Here is a 19,884-nt window from a genome sequence, read left to right as displayed (position 1 = left end):
TTCCATGATCAGAAAAACATTATTTCTCTTCTTCGGCATAGCCCTTGTTGCAGCTTCGGCCTCTGCCGGGGACAAGAAGTTCGTTGAATTCAGCTCCGTGCGCGTAACGGTCGATGTGGGCAAAGTCGGACTGAACGACACTGTGTGGAGAACGGCCGCTCCGTATAATCAGCCGCTCCAAAGGCAGTTTCTCGTAGACCCGAAGCCCTTGGATGTGGGGGTGAAGGAGATCCAGGTCCAGTCGGTCCATGACGGAAAATACATCGCTTTCAGGCTGGTATGGAAAGACCTGACTAAAAATGACGATCCGAAGATCATGAATTTTTCGGACGGTGTTGCCCTCCAGTTTCCGGTCAAAAAAGACCCGCTTCCCGAGTATTTTATGGGAGAGCCCGGGAAACCGGTGCACATACTTCACTGGAAGGCCTGGAGGAGCGCGGACCTGAAAAAAGGATTCCAGACCGTCAAGACAGCTTATCCGAACATGACCGTGGACATTTATCAGTTCGATTATCCTGTAAAGGGAACGGGGACCGAGAAAACGCAGGCCGAGAAGGACATCTTCATTCCGGGTAAGGCTGCGGGAAACCCTCTTTCTGTTCCTCATAAAGAGATCGTCGAGGAGCTGTTCGCGGAAGGCAGCGGGACCCTGAAGTCGACGAATATCGAGAACACGTCGGGTGACGCTGAGTGGAATAAGGGAGAGTGGATCATGGTATTCAGGAGGCCGTTGACGGTCGGGGACCACGGCAGCGTGCAGTTTAAGCCGGGAGAAAAAATGCCCGTGGCGTTTGCCGTATGGGAAGGCGGCCGAAAAGAGTCTGCAGGGAGAAAGTCCGTCAGCCCGGCATGGGCCGAGGTAAAGGTCGAACCATGACGATAGGAACGATCTATCTCTATAAAACCCTGTCGCTCGGGTTTGCGTATCCGCAAGAGGGAAATTGGATACAAATCGAAGACCTACTGTCCGCGTGCGGCGACCTGCCTGAGGGGGATGTATCTTCGATGATGAAGGCTTTCAAGTCATCCTTTCTCGCGAACAGGCACAGGGTCAGGGACATGGAATCCGAGCACCTGCGCATCTTCGATATGGGAAGACTGATTTCTCCGTATGAGACGGAGTATTTGCAGGAGAAGATATCGAGGAAACCCTTCGAACTCGCCGATATCGCCGGTTTTTACCAGGCCTTCGGTTATGATGTAAGCGATGGGGCGGAACACCGGGAGCCGGTCGACCATGTTGCCGTGGAACTTGAATTCATGGCGCTGCTCGCATACAAAGAGCTCTATGCCGGGGAAAACCATCAGGATGAACACCTGTCGATCGTCCGGGAAGCTCAGAAAAATTTTTTGCATGAGCATCTTGCACGGTGGGGTTTTTTCTTCAGCAGCCGTATCAGGGGAATTGAGTGCGAGGACTACTATAAGAATCTCGGGAAGTTCCTTCACGCTGTTCTCTCCGCGGAATGTGAGATCCACGGATTAGCTGTTGCAGGATATGAAAAGGAAATCAACCGAGATGCTCCAGGCGGCGTGATAGAAGAGGAACTCAATTGCGATCAGCAATTGCCCGCAGGCGGTATTTGAATATAAACCCACGCACGTAAATCCCGTGGGAGGAAACGTTCTCGAACGGGGTAAAGAGGGATCCTATGCGCAACCGGTTTTATTTGTGGCTATTATTTTTCTCTGCGGTGATATTTGTTCTCTACTCGGCGCTTGCCGCGTACCGGGAGGCTACGCCTGAGTGGAAACACTATCAGCTTGCCTTCCAGGAATCCCTGGCGAAGAACGCACAGGATCCTGAGACCAGGGACAAGGCGCGGGCCATGACCGTTGAGCTGCAGCAGATCTATCTTGGCGGCCTCGGCGTTGTCGACCGGTGCACCAGTTGCCATATCGGCGTTGAAATTCCTCTTATGGCGGGCGCTGCGGAGCCGCTTGCGCAGCACAGCGGCGACTATTTGAAGAACCATCCACCGGACCGCTTCGGATGCACCATATGCCATTACGGCCAGGGCAGGGCCACGAACAAAAAGGAGGCCCACGGCCTCGGGCACGCGATGCACTGGGACCATCCCATCATCCCTCTGGAGTATATTCAGAGTGCTTGCGCATCCTGCCATGATCTCGGCATGTTGAAGGACCGGGGCGGGGAAAAACTCGTCAAGGGTGAGAAGATATTCAGGGAAAAGGGTTGCAAGGGATGTCACAAGCTCGACAACATCGGCGGCGTGCTCGGCAAGGCCCTCGACGGCGTCGGTTCGCAACCCATAGCCTATTTTCCCATGACCTCGCCCATGGCCATGCCTTCCGTAAAAGGAGAGAAGACCGTCTACTCCTGGATGAAACAGCATTTCGACGATCCCAGGAACCTGGTGCTCGGGAGCGAGATGAAGTCCGATTTCACGGACCAGGAATCCGATCTCTTGACCACCTATATCCTGTCCCTGCGAAGCGGCGAGATGCCGAAAAAATATCGCCGCATCAGGGAGTCTCCGGCAGCAGCAGGAGATCGGGTGGACGACGGTGAGACCCTGTACAATATGTACTGCATCTCCTGCCATACGACAGGAAAGGAGAGCGTGAACGACGAGGTCTTTAAGAGGACCATCCCCGCCATCATGAACCCGGCCTTTCTGAAGGCGGCCAGCAACCCCTATCTCAAGAAGGTCATTGAAGAAGGAAGGGCCGGTACGCAGATGACAGCGTGGAAAACCGCGGCAGCCGGATTGACGGACCGGGAAGTCGATACCCTCGTCGCCTACATAACGAGAAGCAGGCTTGGAGAGCGGCCGGAACCGTTCCGCTCTGCAGGGTACAAGGGCGATGTCGCGCATGGCCGGGAACTGTACAATGTCCGTTGCATCAGCTGCCATGGGGCCAGGGGGCAGGGCGGGGTCGGGCTGAACCTCCGGAACCCCGTGGTCCAGAAGGACGCGGAACCTGATTTTCTGGCGATCACCATCCGTGACGGAAGGGCCGGGACCCATATGGCCGCGTTCGGTAAAAAGGGCGTCGGTCTCAGTGATCAGGACATTACCGACATCGTGACGTATGTCAGGACATTGTCAAAGGAGCGTTAGACGCTATGAAGGTACTTTTCATCAAGAATGATGCGGCAGAGGGACCGGGTACGATCGAAGATCATTTAGAACAACGGTCGATCCCGTATGATATCGTGGAGCTGCACCGCGGAGATCCAGCGCCGGACGTGGACCGTTACAGCCATGTGGTCATTATGGGGGGGGGCCATGGCGGTATATGAGATGCAGCTCCATCCGTTCCTCTCACAGGAAGCAGCGCTGATCGAGAAGGCGATCAGGCTGGACCGGCCGGTGCTCGGCGTCTGCCTCGGAGCGCAGATGCTGGCGCACGTGCTTGGCGCCAAAGTGTTTCCGGGGGGCATGAAGGAGATAGGCTGGTACGATGTTTCGCTGACCGCCGAAGGAATGGACGATCCGTGCGTAGCGGCGCTTGCCGTGGACAGGAAGAACATGGCGCAGGTGTTTCAGTGGCACGGAGATACTTTTGATCTGCCGCAGGGCGCTGAGTGCATGGCGTCGTCGGAGATATTTCCGAATCAGGCATTCCGGTACTCCCGGAGGGTATATGCTCTTCAGTTCCATATAGAGGTCACTCCCGAGATTGTGCGGAAATGGTTTGCCCATGAGAACGGAATAGACCGGGCGGCTGTTGATGCTGATTCGAAGAGGATCTATCCGAAGTACCGTGAACGGGCTGAGCGGTTTTACCGGTCCTTCTTCGATGAAGGAGAAAGGTAATGCGGATGAAGCATCAGACGCAATGTGCATCACTATTCGAGGAGTTGCTGGCCGGGTCTGTAAAAGTGCACGGTCACCTGTGCGCGGGACAGGTGCTTGGGGTGAGGATGTCCATGCTCGGACTGCGCGAAATAGGCATCAGCGACCCGAAGGGCAAAGACCGGAAGAACATCATCGTTTTCGTTGAAATGGACCGGTGCGCCACGGACGCGGTCCAGTCGGTCACGGGATGCAGCCTCGGGCGACGGACCATGAAGTTTATGGATTACGGCAAGATGGCGGTGACGTTTCTCAACCTCAAAACAAACAAGGCAGTGCGGATATTTGCCCGTGAGGATTCCCGGGAGAAAGCAAAGGCATGTTACCCGGAGATCGAGAATAAATATGCCGGACAGCTTGAGGCTTATAAGGTCATGTCCGATGAGGATCTTTTTGACGTGATGGAAGTTACCGTTAAGCTGCGTCAAGAGGACATGCCGGGACGACCGATGCGCAGAGTGAAATGTGACTCCTGCGGCGAGCACGTCCAGGACATGCGAGAAAGCTATCAGGACGGCAACGTCCTGTGTGTTGCCTGCGCCAGGGGCGGCTACTATGAAGAAATAGAACCCTTCGTGGCGGTGCGTTATGCAAAAAAACCATAACGACCTGGATATCAGATCAAAGATCTGGATTGAAGTCGGCGGTGAGCCTGTGTTTGGCCGCGGCAGGCGTTTTCTCCTTGAAGCAATAGACGCCTACGGTTCGATCAATCGGGCGGCGCAGGAAGTTGATATCTCCTTTCGCAAGGCGTGGGGCCATATCAAGGCCATGGAAGAGCGGCTCGGCGTGAAGCTTATCGACAGGCAAACCGGGGGAAAGAACGGCGGAGGCGCTGTTTTGACGGCTGAGGCGCGGAAGTTTCTGAAGAATTACGAGGCACTGGAAAAAGGCATACAAGAGCTCGTCGATAAACGGTTCAGAAAAATATTCAAGGGAGGCGCCCATGTGTGACACCATTCATGATCAGCAAGGACCAGGAACAAAATCGATACCCGTTCAGCAGGCCATCGGCACGGTCCTTGCCCATGATATTACCGAGATCAGGCCGGGTGAATTTAAAGGACGCGCCTTCAAGAAAGGCCACGTCATCCGCGAAGAGGACGTTTGTCACCTTCAGCGGCTCGGCAAGGAACATCTATTCGTGCTTCAGGTCGCCGATGACGAGATGCACGAGAACGATGCCGCGTACGCGATTGCCAAGGCGCTCATGGGCGAAGGGGTCGCGATCAAGGGCGAACCAAAGGAAGGAAAAATAAACATCATTGCGGAGCGTGATGGACTTCTTAAAATAGATCGTGATGCGCTTTTGAAATTCAACATGCTTGGAGAGATTATGTGTGCAACTCTTCATGACAATACAATCGTTAAAAAAGGACAGACTCTCGCAGGAACGAGGGCGATCCCGCTGGTGGTGAAGAAAGTGGTGGTGGAGGAGGCGGTAAGGATAGCGGAGTCTGCACGGCAGGACAGGGGGACAGGACGACACGGGGACAGGGAGAAAATGAAGCTGACGCCGATTTCCCGGCGTCACCCCATTACTCCGTCTCCGCGTCTGACCGGCGTCATCGAAGTAAAAGAACTGCGCAAACCGAAGGTCGGCGTCGTGATCACCGGGAACGAAGTATACCACGGCAGAATCAAAGACGCCTTTGCGCCGGTCATTACGAAGAAGATAGAGGAGATCGGCGGGGAGCTTGTGGGCGTCTACTATGCGCCGGACGATAAGGCATTCATTGTGGACAGGCTTCGGGAATTGTTAAATGCCGGGGCTGACCTGCTCATCACCACGGGCGGCATGTCCGTGGACCCCGATGACGTAACGCGGTTCGCGATCCGTGAGCTGGGCGCCATTGATATTACCTACGGTTCAGCGGTTTTGCTGGGAGCGATGTTTTTGGTTGCTTATCTTGAGAATGCGGAATCCCCCCTCACCCCACCCTCTCCCCTGGGGGGAGAGGATAAAGGAGCGGGATGGTTTCACTCCGAACTCCGAACTCAAAACTCCAAATTGATTCCGATTTTGGGGATCCCCGCCTGTGGCATGTATGCAACGACCACGATCTTCGATCTGGTCCTTCCCCGGGTACTTGCTGGTGAACGGATAGGACGAAAAGAGGTGGCTGAGCTGGGCCATGGTGGACTCTGTATGAAGTGCGACGTTTGCAGGTATCCGGTCTGTCCTTTTGGCAAGCTGGGATGACTTCTCTGGATTCAAAACAGAAGGATTTGCCGTTCGCGGAGCGGGCAGCTGTGCTCACTGATTCGTTCAACCGTCGGATAGACTATCTCAGGATCTCCATCACTGACAGATGCAATTTGAAGTGCTTCTATTGCATGCCGGAAAATGGACTCAAACAATTCGGCCAATCTGAAATTCTCACCAGCGATGAGATCATCAGGATCGTGCGCATTGCAGGCAAATACGGCGTCAGAAAGGTCCGCCTGACCGGAGGCGAGCCGCTTCTGCGTAATGATATTTTCCAGCTTATCTCAGGGATCAAGAGCGTCGGGATAAAAGATCTCAGTATAACCACGAACGGACAACGCCTGGCAGGCATGGCGCAGAAGCTGAAAAAGGCCGGTCTCGACCGGGTGAATATCAGCCTCGACACCCTAATCGCGGAGCGATACCGAAAGATAACGAGGGGAGGCGAGATTGATCGAGTATGGGAAGCTATAGCGGAAGCGGAACGGACCGGGCTCTCGCCGGTGAAGATCAATGTGGTCCCGGTGCGGGGCGTCAATGATGATGAACTTGCCGGGTTTGCAGCCCTTACTTTGCATAAGGACGTTCATATCCGGTTTATCGAGTTTATGCCTATTGGCAACCGTGAAAGATGGAAACCCGATGCCTATCTGAGCAAGGAAGAGATCAGGGAGCGTGTGACTTCAGTGGGAAAACTTGTTAAGCTGCCGTTCAAGGGTGGTGGGCCGTCACGAAACTACCGCATAGAGGACGCACAAGGTATGATCGGTTTCATCAGCCCTATCAGCGACTGCTTTTGCGGTTCCTGCAACAGGCTACGGCTCACGGCAATTGGGAGACTGAGACCCTGTCTGTTTTCCGAAATATCAGTAGACATTAAAACTTCGCTCAGGAACGGCGCATCCGACGATGAGCTGGAAAATCTATATCGGGGCGCTGTCTTATCCAAACCCGCACGCCATACTCTCCAAGAGGGTTCTTCTCTCCATCCTGCATTATCTCCCATGTCCCAGATTGGAGGATAATGGATGATAAATAAATTACGCACTTCGATGATGAAGGCGCGGCCTGGTCCATCATCATGGCGTTCACGTTCTCGGCGGCCGTGGGCGTGTTCTTCGGCGTGTACCCGGCGCGCAGGGCCGCGCTCCAGGACCCAATCCAGGCGCTGCGGTACGAGTAGTTCACCTTAAGCCCAATCTGCAAACGGTACATAATGTTTCCGGAATGATATTTAGATACCGAAAAGCAAATACCCATCAGAGCAAAGCCGCTAATCCGGTTTCTCTTCTCGAGGAGTGAATGAAAGGATGAGCCGAACCGTCACACTGTGTTACCGAATCGCAATCGCGATTCTCGTTTTATGGTGGGCGTCGGTGGTACCGGCACGCTCGGCCGTCGCCGCCTCGCGCGCAATCTGGATCTGGAAGGAAGACGCCTTCCGCATGCTCGACAAGGAAGAGGCGCAGCGAGAAGTAAAATACTTCAGGCATTTACAACAGGTATGTTATCGGCAAGGAATGCAACAGAAGAGGATTGGGAACGTTTATTTTCTAATTTTTGCTTCGAGCAGAGCAACCCGTTTTGCGAGCGCGTCGAATTCGTCATAATCGACTTTTCTTTTCAGCTCGACTTTTAGAAATTGAACATCGGATTTGATGATTTGTACGTCTTCCAGCAAAGCTCCGATCATCTCAGTGTGATTTATTTGCGCTGATTTGATTTCCTGGTATTGCTCAGCAATGAGATTGATCTTTGATTCGAGGTCTTCCTTGAAGATACCGACGACATGCTGAAATTCAGTTCGCTGTTCAGTAAGGATTTCTTTTAATTTATTCTCGGTAATTTCCATTGCTGCAATCTCCTTCTTTTATGGATGCTTTGATATTATACGTGGAGACGTATTTTGTCAAGATATCTCTCCCGCTAATCCGGTTTCTCTTCTCAAGGAGTGAATGACAGTATGAACCGAACCGTCACTCGGTGTTTCCTAATCGCAATCACGATATTTGTTTTCTGGTCGGCGCTCATAGTCCCGGGACACTCGGCCGTCGCAGCCCCGCGCGCCGTCTGGATCTGGGAGGAAGACGCCTTCCGCATGCTCGACAAGGAAGAGGCTCTGCGAGACGTAGAAACGTTTCTCGATCGGCAGCATATCTCGACGATGTATCTGTATGCCGACGAATATAACGGCCGGAATATTCTTGTGAACGAGCCCAGGAAATACCGGAAGCTTATCGCAAGCGCCCATGCGCGAGGGTTCAAGGTGTTTGCGCTTCTTGGCTCCGCGTATCTCCGCACCCAGGAGTACATCCTTCCGGAGAAACGTGCCGCCGCAGTACGAATGTTCGGGTTAGTCATCGAATTCAACAAAAACACGCCTGATGCGTCCTCGCGATTCGACGGCGTCAACATTGATATAGAACCATATCTTCTCGACGACTGGGCATCCGCGCGCCCGCTGCGTGGCCGGCAGTATCTGGACCTGTCCGCCGAATTCATGCGCATGAAGGCCGCGGCAGGATCGAGTTTGCTTGTGGGACCGGCAATGCCGTTCTGGTTCGACGGCATCGAAGACGTGGAGTGGAACGGGCAGCGCCGGAAGCTGAACGAGTGCGTTCAGGATATCTACGACTATGTCGCGATCATGGACTACAGGAACTTTGCCGAAGGTCCTGATGGGCTCGTGTCGCACGCACAAGACGAGCTCGACTACGCGGATAAAATAAACAAAAAAGTGATGATCGGCGTCGAAACTCTTCAGATCACACCGGCGAAGGTCACCTTCTTTGGAAAGGGCGCTCAATACTTTGAAGCTCAGCTTGAACTGGCGGAATCCGCGATGACACGGCATCGGTCGTTCGGAGGTTTCGTTGTCCATCACTTGCAATCCTATCGTGTTTTGGTTGAGGAAAAGAAGTGACTTCCACCGCATTTTCTCGATTTCAGCAAAGAGAATATACACGGAGCGGGAAACTTTAGTAAATAAGGAATCAAATTCTACTCAAAACGGCAGGAATATTTTGCCACATAAGGCACAGAAGTCACAGAGAAGAGCTTGGACGTAGTTTTAAAATCTAAATATTCAGGTTGGCCGCAAAAGACCCCCGATAACACATTTCGAGGGCAGGCTCCAAGAGCTCAAAGAAAAGCTGACATCGCGATATAGTGTACTTCTTTCCAACTTCGACGATTGCCGCACACGTTGTATCCCGTTGTTCACCTCCACATTCAGAAAAACCTTAAACACTTCACAGTTGACATGCCCCGGTAAATGCTGTAATTTTACACATGACAGGCATTGTTCTTTCAGGCGGTGAAAACCGCCGCATGGGCCGGGACAAGGCATTTCTCAAGCTTGAGGGAGCTCCTCTGATCGAGCATGTTTTGCGCGCGCTTCGCGCAGTGTTCCCGAGGATCATTATCGTGACCAACGCTCCGTCATCGTATGTCTCATACGACGCTCTTGCGATCAATGATGCCGTTGACAAACGGGGGCCGCTCACCGGCATTTATACCGGCCTGCTCAATTCAACGGACGAATATAATTTTGTGGCGGCCTGCGACATGCCTTTTTTAAACCCGGACCTGATCGCGTATATGGCCGGTCTGGCCGATGGACATGACATTGTTGTGCCGAAGATCGCCGGGCGCGTGGAGCCGCTTCATGCGATCTACTCAAAAGGCCTGCTGCCGCTCATCGAGAAAAGGCTCCAGGGGGACGCCCGAAACGTCCAGGGGATCTTCGGAGAAGCGCGAGTAAGGTATGTACGTGAAACTGAGATCGATAGCTTCGATCCCGAACATCGGTCGTTTAAGAATCTCAATACGCCAGAGGAATACAAGGAGGCAACATGTTTGGACTTGGAATGCCGGAGCTGATCGTCATACTGGTAATCGTAATAATCATCTTCGGTGCGAGCCGCCTGCCGCAGCTCGGCGAAGGGCTCGGGAAGGCCATCAAGGGTTTTAAAAAGGGCATTTCCGATTCTTCCGACGAAGCCGCAAAAAAAGACAACAACACAAAGGGTTAGCCCGGCGGGCCCCGGACGTATGAAATGGGTCCTTGCAGAATCAGATAACGGCGCGGCGGCCGCGCTTGCCGAAAGCGCGGGTCTGCACCCGCTCATCGCACGGCTCCTGGTCAACCGCGGCATCTCCGATCCCTCGGAAGCAAGCACGTTTCTCGCCTGCGATCTGTCAGCGATGTCCGATCCGGGCATCTTCAGCCAGATGGAAAAGGCTGTCGGACGGATCCGTTCGGCGATCGCCGGTGGTGAGAAGATCGTGGTATACGGGGACTACGATGTCGACGGCGTGACCGGCGCTTCGCTCCTGTTCCTGGCGCTCCAGCAATCGGGCGCGAAGGTGGACTGCTATATCCCCGACAGAATGACCGAGGGGTATGGACTGAATGCAAAGGCCCTCGAAACATTAAAGACCGCCGGCACGCAACTGGTCATTTCCGTGGATTGCGGCATTACCGCTGTTCAGGAATCGCGCCATGCGCGATCCATCGGTCTTGACCTGATCATCACCGATCACCACGAATTCGACCACGCTCCGGCGCCGGAGCGTGGTTCAAACGGCCCTGACGATTTTATTCTCCCTAATGCGTATGCGGTCCTTCACCCCGGGCTTCTTTCTTCAGGCGTTTCGCCTGCCCTCCGGGAGTTTGTAAGCGGACTGACCGGTGTCGGCGTTGCCTTTAAGCTGGCCCAGGCCTTTCTGGGCGCAAGCAGCATTGATGAACGCCTGATGAACTATCTCGACCTCGTGACCCTCGGTACGATCGCCGATGTGGGCAGGATCACGGGCGAGAACCGGATCCTGGTGAGGCATGGACTTGACCGGCTGTCTTCGGATTTGGATACCCAGCGGCCGGGGATCGCGGCGCTCAAACAGGTATCAGGTCTGAACAACAAAAAGATAGGCGTGGGTATCGTCGGTTTTACCCTGGCGCCGAGGATCAATGCGAGCGGCAGGATGGAGAGGGCTGATGCGGCATTCCAGCTGCTTACTACCAGCTCGCCGGAAGAGGCGTTGAAACTGGCCTCTGCGCTCGACGCGGTGAACAGGGAGCGCCAGTCCGTGGAATTGGCCGTCTGGGAAGACGCCCGCGGGCTTTGCCGCGCGATCGATACCGATGCCGCGGGAGCACTCGTGCTGTCATCCGGGAAGTGGCACGCCGGGGTCATCGGGATCGTTGCCTCGCGGATCGTTGAAGAGTTCTATCGTCCCACGGCGCTTATCTGCGTCCGGGACGGCGTTGGCAAGGGTTCCGCACGCAGCATCCCCGGCTTTGACCTCTACGAAGGCCTGGTCGGGTGTTCGGACCTCTTGTTGGGATTCGGCGGACACAAGTATGCCGCCGGATTTACCCTTGCGGAAGATAATATCCCCCGATTCCGCGAGCGGCTGAGCGCTCTTGTGCTGGAGCGGATTGGTCCTGAAGGATTCGTGCGTACGCTCTCCGTGGACGGCGCCGTCTCCCTCGACGAGTTGACTCGCGACCTGATGGCGCAGATCGAAAAACTGGGTCCTTTTGGACAGGGCAATCCCGAACCCCGGCTCGGCGCGCGGGACCTCAGCGTGGTTTCTTCGCGGATCGTGGGCAAGAAACATCTCAAACTGCGATTGCGGCAGTCGCGCCTGGGGCGCGACGTTTCTTTGGACGCTATTATGTTTAAGGGCGGGCATCTTCTCGGCAAAAAGATACGGGACGGGTCGCGGCTTGCCGCGGTGTTCACTCCCCGTCTCAATGTCTGGAATGGGAACACGACGGTGGAGTTGGAGTTAAGGGACATTAAAGTGGAGAAATAATAGCTGACAGCTCATAGCTCGTAGTTCATGGTTTATTGCTGTTGCTATGAGCTATGAACTACGAACTGTTTTCGCCATTTGGAGTTTGAAACATTATGCCTGCTGTTCGCCTTGAAGACATAGTTGAGCGGATCCAAGGGTACAATCCCGATGCCGATGTGGACCTCCTGAGGCGCGCCTATATCTTCTCGGCCAAGGTGCATCAGGGACAGACGCGGCTCTCGGGTGAAACCTATCTCAACCATCCCATCGAAGTGGCCGCCATTCTCGCCAATCTTAAGCTGGACGCGGCCACGGTGGCAGCCGGCCTGCTCCACGATACCATCGAAGACACCACTGCCACACCCAAAGAACTCAAAGAGATGTTCGGTGAAGAGGTCGCGGGACTGGTGGACGGCATGACCAAGCTCTCCCGCATTGAACTCCAGAGCCGCGAACAGCGCGAGGCGGAGAACTTCCGCAAGATGATCGTGGCCATGGCCAGGGACATCAGGGTCATTCTGATCAAATTGGCCGACCGGCTTCACAACATGCGCACGCTCAGATCACTCCCTCCGGAAAAACAGAAGCGCATTGCGCAGGAAACGCTCGATATCTACGCCCCCATCGCTAACCGCATGGGCATTTCCCGGATCAAGATCGAGCTTGAAGACCTTTCGTTCATGTACCTTGAACCCGAGGCTTACGAAGACCTGGTCCGTAAGGTCAACCAGCGCCGTATCGAGCGCGAGTCCTACATCAACGAGCTCATCGAGGTCATGAAACAGCAGCTCGGGGAGCATGGGTATAAGGGGGAGGTAAAGGGCAGGCCCAAGCACTTTTACAGCATCTACCAGAAGATGCAGAAGCAGGGGATCGCCTTTGAAGATATCTACGACCTGATCGCGATCAGGATCATCACCGATACCAAGGTGAACTGCTACGCCATCCTCGGGCTCATCCATTCGCTCTGGACGCCGGTGCCGGGCCGCTTCAAGGACTTTATCGGCGTGCCCAAATCCAACCTCTACCAGTCGCTCCATACCACGATCATCGGCCCCAAGGGGGAGCGTGTCGAATTCCAGATCCGCACCGATGAAATGCACCGCCTTGCCGAGGAAGGGATCGCCGCGCACTGGAGGTATAAGGAAAAATCAGCCATCAGTCAGCGCGATGAACAGCAGTATGCCTGGCTCAGACAGCTCCTGGAATGGCAGAAGGACGTCCCGGACGCCAAAGAGTTCATGGAAACGGTCAAGGGCGACCTGTTCCCGGACGTGGTCTATGTGTTTACTCCTCGCGGGGACGTGAAGGAACTGCCGATGGGTTCAACGCCCGTGGATTTCGCTTACAGCGTGCATACCGATATCGGGCATCAATGCGTGGGCGCCAAGGTGAACGGCAAGATCGTACCGCTCAAACATGAGCTTCGCAACGGCGACAAGGTCGAGGTCACCACCCAGACGGGCCACACGCCGAGCCGTGACTGGCTCAAGTACGTCAAGACCTCCCGGGCAAAGACAAGGATCAAGGCGTGGCTCAAGACCGAAGAACGCAGGCGGAGCATGCTCCTGGGGAAGGAACTGCTCGAAAAAGAGCTTCGCAAGCATGAGCTCAGCCCCTCAAAGTTCTTCAAATCGGAAGAGCTTCTTGGTGTCGTGAAAGAACTGTCCCAGAATACGATCGAAGACCTGCTGGCTGCCATCGGCTATGGCAAGGTATCTGCCCTCCAGGTCGCGAACAAGCTTGCTCCGGATAAGGTGCACATCGAGCCGGTCTCCAAGCCCAAGAGATCGTTCTTTAAACGCGCAAAGCCGGCCAGCGTAAGCGGAGGCATGAAGATAAACGGCATGGACAACATGCTTATCCATCTTTCCAAGTGCTGTAATCCCGTGCCTGGCGACAAGATACTCGGGTTCATCACCAGGGGGAGGGGGGTCGCCATCCATACCGTGGACTGTACGAATGTCAGCGATCTTACCTTTGATAAGGAACGGCTTGTGGAGGTTTCGTGGGGGGATCTGCAGGCCGGGGCCCATGCGGTCAAGATCTCGGTCCAGACCAAGGACAAACCAGGCCTCCTGGCCAGCGTCTCATCATCCATCAGCGCGGCGGAGGCAAACATTACACACGCCGAGGTTACCACCAACGAAGACCGTCAAGCCATGCTTAACTTTACTATAGACATACGGGATGTGGAGCATCTGAACAGGATCATAAAGAACATCGAGGCAATTAAAGGGGTCATTGACGTGAAGAGGATCAGGACAGGGTAGGGATGTGAGTTCGGAGTGCGGAGAGACATCGGCAATGAAAATATATAATGGTTTACATGAGTGGTAAACAAGTCAATAATAATAAATAGTTAAAGTATTATGTTAAAGATAATGTGGAGGTTATTTTGGAGAAGAAAATCATAAAAACAGACGATGCTCCCCAGGCAATCGGCCCCTATTCCCAGGCTGTTGAGGCGGGTGGCTTTGTGTTCGTATCCGGTCAGATACCGATAGACCCGAAAAGCGGAAATGTGGTACAGGTTGACATAAAAGCCCAGACCAGGCAGGTTATGGAGAATGCCAAAGCCATACTCTCGGCAGCCGGATGCGGCATGTCAAAGGTGGTAAAGGCCACGATCTATCTCAAGAACATGTCTGATTTCGCCTCGGTGAACGAGATATATGGCGGGTATTTCCCCGCTGAACCGCCTGCCCGGGCCACGATAGAGGTATCGCGTCTTCCCAAGGAAGTGGCGATTGAAATGGATTTTACGGCGTGGAAAGGGTAGTACGTTACACCTTACCGTAAAGCAAATCATAAACTTTTTGGTCGAGTCCGGATTATTTTCTTGACGCAGAAGGACTGGATATGATATATATCTATATACTGATATAGAGGGGGTGGCTCAATGCCGTTGACGAAGAAAGCAATGGTCCTTTTCGATGAGGACCAATATAAACGAATTCAAAATTTTGCGAAGACCCGTCACATCTCGGTGGGGAAGGCGATCCGTGACGCCGTGGACGCCGTTGTCCTGAAAAAAGGAAATGCCGGGGAGCGGATGAATGCCGCGATACGCCTTACGTCGGCAAAGGATGCGGACGCGGACTGGGACAAGTTCGAGCGGTCCATCGTGAAGGGTCATACGGGATGAAAAACAGGGTCTTCATCGATACCAGTATCTTCATGTACGCCCGGGGCAACGACCACGCGCTCAAGGCGCCCTGCGCGCAGATCATTCTTGCGATAGCCAGAGACGGCACGCTCGGCAATTTTGGCGCTCCGGTGGTGAATGCGGAGGTATTGCAGGAGATACTCTATCGATATATCATGATTGAGAAAGGAGATATCGGCCTGTCGATATGCAAGGACATCTTCGCGCTGGATATCGATGTTCTCTCTGTTACAAAAGACGATATGAATCGCGTGTTCGAGTTATTCGAGCGATATCGTTTGAAAAACCTTCCACCCCGCGACCTCATTCATGCGGCGGTCATGATCAACAACGGAATCTCCACCATCTTTTCAGCGGACAAGCATTTTGATGCGATCAAGGAGATCAAGAGAGTGCGCCCGGAACAGTTCGCTCGTTCTCTTTGACGCACCTGTTGTATTCCTTGTTCCCTAACCCGACAACGTTTTCTACGCAACGCGCTGTTCCTTGGCTGGCAGGAGGACATGCCGCTGCATGTTTGATGAAGAAATTGATGATGGAGTGCTGCGAGATCTGCATATCAGGGCGAAGATAATGTATATATCCCGGCATGCAAAGCATGCCCTCAAATGTCTTTATCGGGGGCGGCCGAGTGATGAGCTGCCCAAAAAAACAATGCACAACGTTGGACAAGTGCCAACTTAGATAACCTTCAGAAAACAGATTGTTAATCAAATAATAAAGAGAGATACTTGCAATTAAGTGACCCACATAAAAGTCAGAAGAGCCTTATTTATTATATGTATTTCTCCGTGTCTCAGCGTCTCTGCGGTAGATTATGACTTTTAATGAGAGCATCAAGGGCAGGTCAGCAAAAATTCTGCGTTATATCGATCTTTCCCTCAGGGCCAAAGACGACGCCGATTCCCTCGCGCCTCCAGTGGGGCATGAGAATATTTTTCCGGTGACCCGTGCTGTTCATCCATCCCTGCACCGTTGTTTCAGCGATCGTATCCTGCGAGTTCCAGTCGTAGAAGGCCTCACCATTCACCGTGGTAACAGAGGCATATTGGTTGTTCAATGCGATGTTTTCCGCGCCCCCGTAAATGGTATTGCCCACGCGGACCGCGCACTGATATCCTTCCTGTCGGTACCGGTATGAGAAGTCATGCCCTTCCGGGGAATTATGGCCAAAGTAATTTCTGAGTGCCATATCCTTGCTGTGTTTTCTTCCAATACCCGCAAGCGCATCATCCCATTCGAGTTGCGGCAAGCCGTGTGTTTTTCGTTCTCTGTTGATAAGGGTGTGGATCTTCTTTTCCAGGCCGGCTGCGGATATCGTCGGTTGTGGCCGCTTCTTGAGCGACACGGGGTCGATCCGTGAAGGGGCTGGGGCGCAGGAATAAAGGACAAGCGCGCATATCACGATACTGATCGTCTTCTGACAACGAGTGATCATCCTGATCATATTCTCCGCAGCGTCACGATCGTCGCTCCCCAGCCGCCGGCACTTCCTTCCGCTGTTGTAAACGATTCTACGTAGGGGAGCTTTTCAAGGATTTTCCCGACCATGGTCCGCAGCGTACCGACGCCTTTTCCGTGTATGATTCGGACCTGCGTGATACCGCGCTCCCGGCAGGCGGCGAGGTATTCGGGAACCAGGTCAGTCACTTCTCCGGGCAGGAACGTGTGCAGGTCGAGTGTGCCGTCTATGGGCAGTTCTATGGACTGGGGAACGGTCATGGTATTGAGATAACTCTCAGGTTGTCAGGTTCACGGTTCATGGTTTAGGCTGAATAAACCACAGGAGCTTTGATCTCAGTGCGTGCAAAAAATAAAGCCCACTCCTGTTCAGAGTGGGCCTGGTTTTGCAAAGGATGGATTACTTCGCGCCCAGGATCGCGTCCTTGGCGGCCTTGGCAACACGGAACTTAACGACCTTCTTTGCCTTTATCTTGATGGTTTCACCGGTTGCCGGGTTTCTGCCCATGCGGGCCTTGCGCTGTACCAGCACGAGCTTGCCGAGCCCGGGCAGCGTAAAGGTGTTCTTTGCTTCTTTATAGGCCGTTTCCGCGATGAAATCCAATAACTCACCGGCGGCCTTCTTGGTAAGTGATGCCTTCTCCGCGACCTTTGCCACCAACTGCGATTTCGTCATTGCCTTTGCCATATAGTTCCCTCCTGTGGAATTAGAATGGTGCTGCATGAGATCAACTATAGCCGATAAAGAGTATATTGACAAGGACTCTTTTTTGCAATTGACTGCGCGGAGGAAATGGAGCGGAAAAAGAAGGGTAGTCGCCTCATTTTAAACCGATGAACAAGCCGAATTTTTTTAGAAATTGCCGGACATCGTCTGCATGAGAGTGGATAAGCCGGTAAAGCTCCTCATTGTCAACTTCCCAGTAGATATGCACGAGGCGGTTCCTGAACCGTGCCATTTGCATTAATGTTTTAGTAAATTCAGCATCAATAGCACCTCTTTCTGAGAGGACTTTGAAGGTGTCGGCATAATCTTCGGGAGTTCTGAATGCATTTTTTGCGATGACATGATTGGCAAGATCGATAGTGCCTTCAATGGCAACGATAAACGAGTATTTGGCGCTTCCTATCTTATGGGGATCGGACAGAAACGCCTCTTTAGGGAGATGTTTTAATTCCTCAAGCCGTTCAAGAGCAGTTAATATCTCCGAGACAATTTTTCTTACCTTGTCCTGATTAAACTCCAATTCCCAGGGCCTCCTTCAAATACAGCATTCGATACGGCGCAAAATCAAAATAATCAGCCAGGGTGGCTTCCTGAAAACCCGTTCTCTTTTCATCATCGTTCACAATCAAGAGAACGCCTTCTTTAATGACGTTATATCTGAAGGAGAGAGGCGCCGTGTTCAGGACCCTGACATCTACCGGGTACTTCCGCACAACGTCCATGAATTCAGCCTCAAGCGAAAGCTCATACTCAAGTGGAGCGGCAGGCCTCGACACGAGATATAGGGCAACATCTATATCGTTAAAATCTTCACGTTTTACAAAGGAGCCGTGCAGATACGCAAAACAGATATCGGGATGTTTCTCCAAAACGCTTTTCAAGGTGTTCTGGACGGTGATCTTCTTCGTTTCCGTTAACTCGTTGAATTTTTTCATTGCCATGTGAAAATATTAGCAGATTGGAAGAGAAAAGACAAGCGCAGAAACGCAAACCGATCATGCATATTCTCGACTCGTTACCGGGAGGTGACAAAGTGAAGAAGCGTAGATTAAGGAGATTTCGAATTGCGCTACGATTTACCCGACCTGTCGACTGCGGCATTGTTATTAAAGAGAGGATGGAAAATGAACGCCAGAGTTCGCAGCCGCTCAACCGATGGAATACTTCGTCAAGCAGTCAATGTTGTAACCTCAACAACATGATGTTTCTTACGTGCATCGTCGACGATCTCTTCCAATTTTGAGGCAACCGCGTCGTCAATCCAATCCGCACCGCACTGCGCGCACACCGTTGCGGGCACTTATTATAGCAAACGCAATAATTATTGTTATATCATTTGTAGGGCAACCCTTCAGGGTTGCTTAAAGCAAGGCTAAAGCCTTGCCCTACATGTAACAATATTTTATGCGTTTGCATTAGATAAAGCATTTCGTGCCATAACTACCTCCGCTATCACGCTGCGGCATAGATTACCTCTGCGGACTCTAAAATCTCCTTACGACGAATGCGATTTCGACTTCGTTCAATGCCGCGGCGGCTTATGAGATCGACAGTGCGTCCAAAGAGAGATTTCAGCTCGTCCTGCATTTCCACGTGGTCAAGAAGGCTCCAGCCGGCATTTGGCGCAAAGGTCACCAGTACGTCGATATCGCTTTCTGGTCGGAAATTATCCCACAACACTGAACCGAACAACGCAAACTCGCTGATTTTCCAGCGGCGGCAAAAATTGGAGATTTTTTCCTTCGGAACATTAATTCTTTTTACCACTACACTATAATCAAGTGTCTTCATGGTGAGTCACCTCCTCGGCCACGGTAATGTGAATTATATCAGATTACCGTCTGTTTGCAATAATTTTATGCTCGGGTGTCAATAACGACGGGGAAAAAATCTCTTTCCTTTTTTGGGTTTTAATTTTAATCGGGTCACTGGGTCAAATTCCCCGCCGCTTGCGGCGAATGGATCAAGTGAACACGGTTCTAATACCCCGCTGCTTGCGGCGGGGTAGTTGATTAGTGTATGCACTTGACGGCGCCAACCCTATCGAGACAACCATATCATATTCCCGATAAGAGCACTCGGGGATGACGGAAATAGTGCGAAGATAGTGTAATGAGCGAATGTTCATAAGCCTGCCCCGGTATGCCTGTCCTCTTGGATTTTATTAAAGTCGGGGTTTATATCAGACGGGGGGGATGGTTTGAGAGAATTCACAATAAATTACGTTGGGTTCCGTCAAGTGCATAACCGCACTTTGGCCCATTTTCCCATTACTTTTGAAAATATAAATATGGTTTTACCTGTCCTGAGCGGTCATGAAAATTAATTAATCTGGTTGAAAAAAAAGAGATTGACATGCGCCAAAATCTCTGTTATATGATATACGCTAATTACATTTAATACTATTCTACCATCCTGATAATTTATAACAATACGGGGAAAAACAGCAAGAAGCTTTGGAAAAGAGGTGAGGTCTTTTGTCATTCTGCTGAGCCGGGAAAAGATCTTTTTTGAAAGTGTGTTCAGGTGAGTGTGTCTTCAACACCTGAAGAGGGCTGATAAACCTCCCCGCGGCAAAGTGATCGGGTATCCAGGGAATGAATTTATTATGGAAGAAACCGGCTTTACTCGAAATCTTCCCTCTGGCAAATTGCCCCTGCAAACTAATTTCAGAGAACTGCACGTTACA

The 19,884-nt window shown here is 52.5% G+C and carries 24 protein-coding genes; 17 read left to right on the top strand and 7 right to left on the bottom strand.

All coding sequences use genetic code 11. The features are described 5' to 3' along the window. Positions 1-4 precede the first annotated feature (4 nt). The 9 genes from M0R70_09065 (at position 5) to moaA (ending at position 7,058) form a co-directional block, all read left to right on the top strand. Positions 5-877, top strand: a complete 873-nt coding sequence (locus M0R70_09065) for an ethylbenzene dehydrogenase-related protein (protein ID MCK9419512.1) — start codon at positions 5-7, stop codon at positions 875-877. Further along, complete coding sequence (locus M0R70_09060) at positions 874-1,587, top strand: molecular chaperone TorD family protein (protein ID MCK9419511.1); 714 nt, start codon at positions 874-876, stop codon at positions 1,585-1,587. The genes M0R70_09065 and M0R70_09060 overlap by 4 nt, the downstream gene beginning before the upstream one ends. A 65-nt stretch (positions 1,588-1,652) precedes the next feature. Next, a complete protein-coding gene (locus M0R70_09055) occupies positions 1,653-3,086 on the top strand; it encodes a c-type cytochrome (GenBank protein MCK9419510.1) in 1,434 nt (477 codons plus the stop codon). A 5-nt stretch (positions 3,087-3,091) separates the two neighbouring features. Further along, positions 3,092-3,268 (top strand): hypothetical protein, encoded by a 177-nt coding sequence (locus M0R70_09050; protein MCK9419509.1) that lies wholly within the window; start codon positions 3,092-3,094, stop codon positions 3,266-3,268. After that, on the top strand, positions 3,255-3,785 hold the full coding sequence (locus M0R70_09045; GenBank protein MCK9419508.1) for a gamma-glutamyl-gamma-aminobutyrate hydrolase family protein: 531 nt from the start codon (positions 3,255-3,257) through the stop codon (positions 3,783-3,785). The genes M0R70_09050 and M0R70_09045 overlap by 14 nt, the downstream gene beginning before the upstream one ends. After that, entirely contained in the window at positions 3,785-4,429 is a 645-nt protein-coding gene (locus M0R70_09040) for an FmdE family protein (protein ID MCK9419507.1), read from the top strand. The genes M0R70_09045 and M0R70_09040 overlap by 1 nt, the downstream gene beginning before the upstream one ends. Further along, entirely contained in the window at positions 4,413-4,778 is a 366-nt protein-coding gene (locus tag M0R70_09035; GenBank protein MCK9419506.1) for a winged helix-turn-helix domain-containing protein, read from the top strand. Before M0R70_09040 ends, M0R70_09035 begins: the two co-directional genes overlap by 17 nt. Continuing rightward, on the top strand, positions 4,771-6,027 hold the full coding sequence (locus M0R70_09030; GenBank protein MCK9419505.1) for a molybdopterin-binding protein: 1,257 nt from the start codon (positions 4,771-4,773) through the stop codon (positions 6,025-6,027). The genes M0R70_09035 and M0R70_09030 overlap by 8 nt, the downstream gene beginning before the upstream one ends. Beyond that, complete coding sequence (gene moaA / locus M0R70_09025; GenBank protein MCK9419504.1) at positions 6,024-7,058, top strand: GTP 3',8-cyclase MoaA; 1,035 nt, start codon at positions 6,024-6,026, stop codon at positions 7,056-7,058. Before M0R70_09030 ends, moaA begins: the two co-directional genes overlap by 4 nt. Positions 7,059-7,579: 521 nt before the next feature. On the opposite strand, the gene M0R70_09020 is transcribed toward moaA, so the two are convergent. Next, on the bottom strand, positions 7,580-7,885 hold the full coding sequence (locus M0R70_09020; GenBank protein ID MCK9419503.1) for a hypothetical protein: 306 nt from the start codon (positions 7,883-7,885) through the stop codon (positions 7,580-7,582). A 111-nt stretch (positions 7,886-7,996) separates the two neighbouring features. Here M0R70_09020 and M0R70_09015 point away from each other — a divergent pair, with 111 nt between their 5' ends. The 8 genes from M0R70_09015 to M0R70_08980 all read left to right on the top strand — a co-directional run bounded on the left by M0R70_09015 (position 7,997) and on the right by M0R70_08980 (position 15,432). After that, positions 7,997-8,956 carry a hypothetical protein gene (locus tag M0R70_09015; protein ID MCK9419502.1) on the top strand — a complete coding sequence of 320 codons (960 nt, stop codon included), beginning with the start codon at positions 7,997-7,999 and terminating at the stop codon, positions 8,954-8,956. Positions 8,957-9,324: 368 nt separating this feature from the next. After that, positions 9,325-9,915 (top strand): molybdenum cofactor guanylyltransferase, encoded by a 591-nt coding sequence (locus M0R70_09010; GenBank protein MCK9419501.1) that lies wholly within the window; start codon positions 9,325-9,327, stop codon positions 9,913-9,915. Next, on the top strand, positions 9,888-10,067 hold the full coding sequence (tatA, locus tag M0R70_09005) for a twin-arginine translocase TatA/TatE family subunit (protein MCK9419500.1): 180 nt from the start codon (positions 9,888-9,890) through the stop codon (positions 10,065-10,067). The genes M0R70_09010 and tatA overlap by 28 nt, the downstream gene beginning before the upstream one ends. Before the next feature lie 19 nt (positions 10,068-10,086). Continuing rightward, positions 10,087-11,856 (top strand): single-stranded-DNA-specific exonuclease RecJ, encoded by a 1,770-nt coding sequence (gene recJ / locus M0R70_09000; protein ID MCK9419499.1) that lies wholly within the window; start codon positions 10,087-10,089, stop codon positions 11,854-11,856. A gap of 95 nt (positions 11,857-11,951) precedes the next feature. Further along, a complete protein-coding gene (locus M0R70_08995) occupies positions 11,952-14,111 on the top strand; it encodes a bifunctional (p)ppGpp synthetase/guanosine-3',5'-bis(diphosphate) 3'-pyrophosphohydrolase (protein MCK9419498.1) in 2,160 nt (719 codons plus the stop codon). A gap of 125 nt (positions 14,112-14,236) precedes the next feature. Beyond that, positions 14,237-14,620 carry a RidA family protein gene (locus M0R70_08990; GenBank protein MCK9419497.1) on the top strand — a complete coding sequence of 128 codons (384 nt, stop codon included), beginning with the start codon at positions 14,237-14,239 and terminating at the stop codon, positions 14,618-14,620. A 120-nt stretch (positions 14,621-14,740) separates the two neighbouring features. Further along, entirely contained in the window at positions 14,741-14,986 is a 246-nt protein-coding gene (locus M0R70_08985; protein MCK9419496.1) for a hypothetical protein, read from the top strand. Further along, on the top strand, positions 14,983-15,432 hold the full coding sequence (locus M0R70_08980) for a type II toxin-antitoxin system VapC family toxin (GenBank protein MCK9419495.1): 450 nt from the start codon (positions 14,983-14,985) through the stop codon (positions 15,430-15,432). The genes M0R70_08985 and M0R70_08980 overlap by 4 nt, the downstream gene beginning before the upstream one ends. A 422-nt stretch (positions 15,433-15,854) precedes the next feature. Here M0R70_08980 and M0R70_08975 read toward each other — a convergent pair whose 3' ends face one another. The 6 genes from M0R70_08975 to M0R70_08950 form a co-directional block, all read right to left on the bottom strand. Beyond that, a complete protein-coding gene (locus M0R70_08975; GenBank protein ID MCK9419494.1) occupies positions 15,855-16,454 on the bottom strand; it encodes a CAP domain-containing protein in 600 nt (199 codons plus the stop codon). Next, a complete protein-coding gene (locus M0R70_08970; protein MCK9419493.1) occupies positions 16,451-16,729 on the bottom strand; it encodes a Smr/MutS family protein in 279 nt (92 codons plus the stop codon). Before M0R70_08970 ends, M0R70_08975 begins: the two co-directional genes overlap by 4 nt. 139 nt (positions 16,730-16,868) lie before the next feature. After that, positions 16,869-17,156 (bottom strand): HU family DNA-binding protein, encoded by a 288-nt coding sequence (locus tag M0R70_08965; protein MCK9419492.1) that lies wholly within the window; start codon positions 17,154-17,156, stop codon positions 16,869-16,871. 133 nt (positions 17,157-17,289) lie between these two features. Next, on the bottom strand, positions 17,290-17,715 hold the full coding sequence (locus M0R70_08960) for a DUF86 domain-containing protein (protein ID MCK9419491.1): 426 nt from the start codon (positions 17,713-17,715) through the stop codon (positions 17,290-17,292). Beyond that, positions 17,705-18,136, bottom strand: a complete 432-nt coding sequence (locus M0R70_08955; protein ID MCK9419490.1) for a nucleotidyltransferase domain-containing protein — start codon at positions 18,134-18,136, stop codon at positions 17,705-17,707. Before M0R70_08955 ends, M0R70_08960 begins: the two co-directional genes overlap by 11 nt. 511 nt (positions 18,137-18,647) lie before the next feature. Continuing rightward, the gene (locus M0R70_08950) at positions 18,648-18,986 is read right to left on the bottom strand and encodes a nucleotidyltransferase family protein (GenBank protein ID MCK9419489.1); all 339 of its coding nucleotides are present in this window, start codon (positions 18,984-18,986) and stop codon (positions 18,648-18,650) included. Positions 18,987-19,884: the final 898 nt, after the last annotated feature.

It is taken from the genome of Nitrospirota bacterium, from assembly GCA_023229435.1.
In the GTDB taxonomy this organism is placed as follows: Bacteria; Nitrospirota; UBA9217; order UBA9217; family UBA9217; genus JALNZF01.
The sequence above is the reverse complement of the archived record's forward strand: the minus strand, read 5'-3'. Positions and strand labels throughout refer to the sequence as shown.

Excerpts from the sequence above, each read along its gene's own strand:
- M0R70_09065 (MCK9419512.1), top strand. The coding sequence starts at position 5 with ATGATCAGAAAAACATTATTTCTCTTCTTCGGCATAGCCCTTGTTGCA.
- M0R70_09060 (MCK9419511.1), top strand. The coding sequence starts at position 874 with ATGACGATAGGAACGATCTATCTCTATAAAACCCTGTCGCTCGGGTTT.
- M0R70_09055 (MCK9419510.1), top strand. The coding sequence starts at position 1,653 with ATGCGCAACCGGTTTTATTTGTGGCTATTATTTTTCTCTGCGGTGATA.
- M0R70_09050 (MCK9419509.1), top strand. The coding sequence starts at position 3,092 with ATGAAGGTACTTTTCATCAAGAATGATGCGGCAGAGGGACCGGGTACG.
- M0R70_09045 (MCK9419508.1), top strand. The coding sequence starts at position 3,255 with ATGGCGGTATATGAGATGCAGCTCCATCCGTTCCTCTCACAGGAAGCA.
- M0R70_09040 (MCK9419507.1), top strand. The coding sequence starts at position 3,785 with ATGCGGATGAAGCATCAGACGCAATGTGCATCACTATTCGAGGAGTTG.
- M0R70_09035 (MCK9419506.1), top strand. The coding sequence starts at position 4,413 with ATGCAAAAAAACCATAACGACCTGGATATCAGATCAAAGATCTGGATT.
- M0R70_09030 (MCK9419505.1), top strand. The coding sequence starts at position 4,771 with ATGTGTGACACCATTCATGATCAGCAAGGACCAGGAACAAAATCGATA.
- moaA (MCK9419504.1), top strand. The coding sequence starts at position 6,024 with ATGACTTCTCTGGATTCAAAACAGAAGGATTTGCCGTTCGCGGAGCGG.
- M0R70_09020 (MCK9419503.1), bottom strand. The coding sequence starts at position 7,885 with ATGGAAATTACCGAGAATAAATTAAAAGAAATCCTTACTGAACAGCGA.
- M0R70_09015 (MCK9419502.1), top strand. The coding sequence starts at position 7,997 with ATGAACCGAACCGTCACTCGGTGTTTCCTAATCGCAATCACGATATTT.
- M0R70_09010 (MCK9419501.1), top strand. The coding sequence starts at position 9,325 with ATGACAGGCATTGTTCTTTCAGGCGGTGAAAACCGCCGCATGGGCCGG.
- tatA (MCK9419500.1), top strand. The coding sequence starts at position 9,888 with ATGTTTGGACTTGGAATGCCGGAGCTGATCGTCATACTGGTAATCGTA.
- recJ (MCK9419499.1), top strand. The coding sequence starts at position 10,087 with ATGAAATGGGTCCTTGCAGAATCAGATAACGGCGCGGCGGCCGCGCTT.
- M0R70_08995 (MCK9419498.1), top strand. The coding sequence starts at position 11,952 with ATGCCTGCTGTTCGCCTTGAAGACATAGTTGAGCGGATCCAAGGGTAC.
- M0R70_08985 (MCK9419496.1), top strand. The coding sequence starts at position 14,741 with ATGCCGTTGACGAAGAAAGCAATGGTCCTTTTCGATGAGGACCAATAT.
- M0R70_08980 (MCK9419495.1), top strand. The coding sequence starts at position 14,983 with ATGAAAAACAGGGTCTTCATCGATACCAGTATCTTCATGTACGCCCGG.
- M0R70_08975 (MCK9419494.1), bottom strand. The coding sequence starts at position 16,454 with ATGATCAGGATGATCACTCGTTGTCAGAAGACGATCAGTATCGTGATA.
- M0R70_08970 (MCK9419493.1), bottom strand. The coding sequence starts at position 16,729 with ATGACCGTTCCCCAGTCCATAGAACTGCCCATAGACGGCACACTCGAC.
- M0R70_08965 (MCK9419492.1), bottom strand. The coding sequence starts at position 17,156 with ATGGCAAAGGCAATGACGAAATCGCAGTTGGTGGCAAAGGTCGCGGAG.
- M0R70_08955 (MCK9419490.1), bottom strand. The coding sequence starts at position 18,136 with ATGGCAATGAAAAAATTCAACGAGTTAACGGAAACGAAGAAGATCACC.
- M0R70_08950 (MCK9419489.1), bottom strand. The coding sequence starts at position 18,986 with ATGAAGACACTTGATTATAGTGTAGTGGTAAAAAGAATTAATGTTCCG.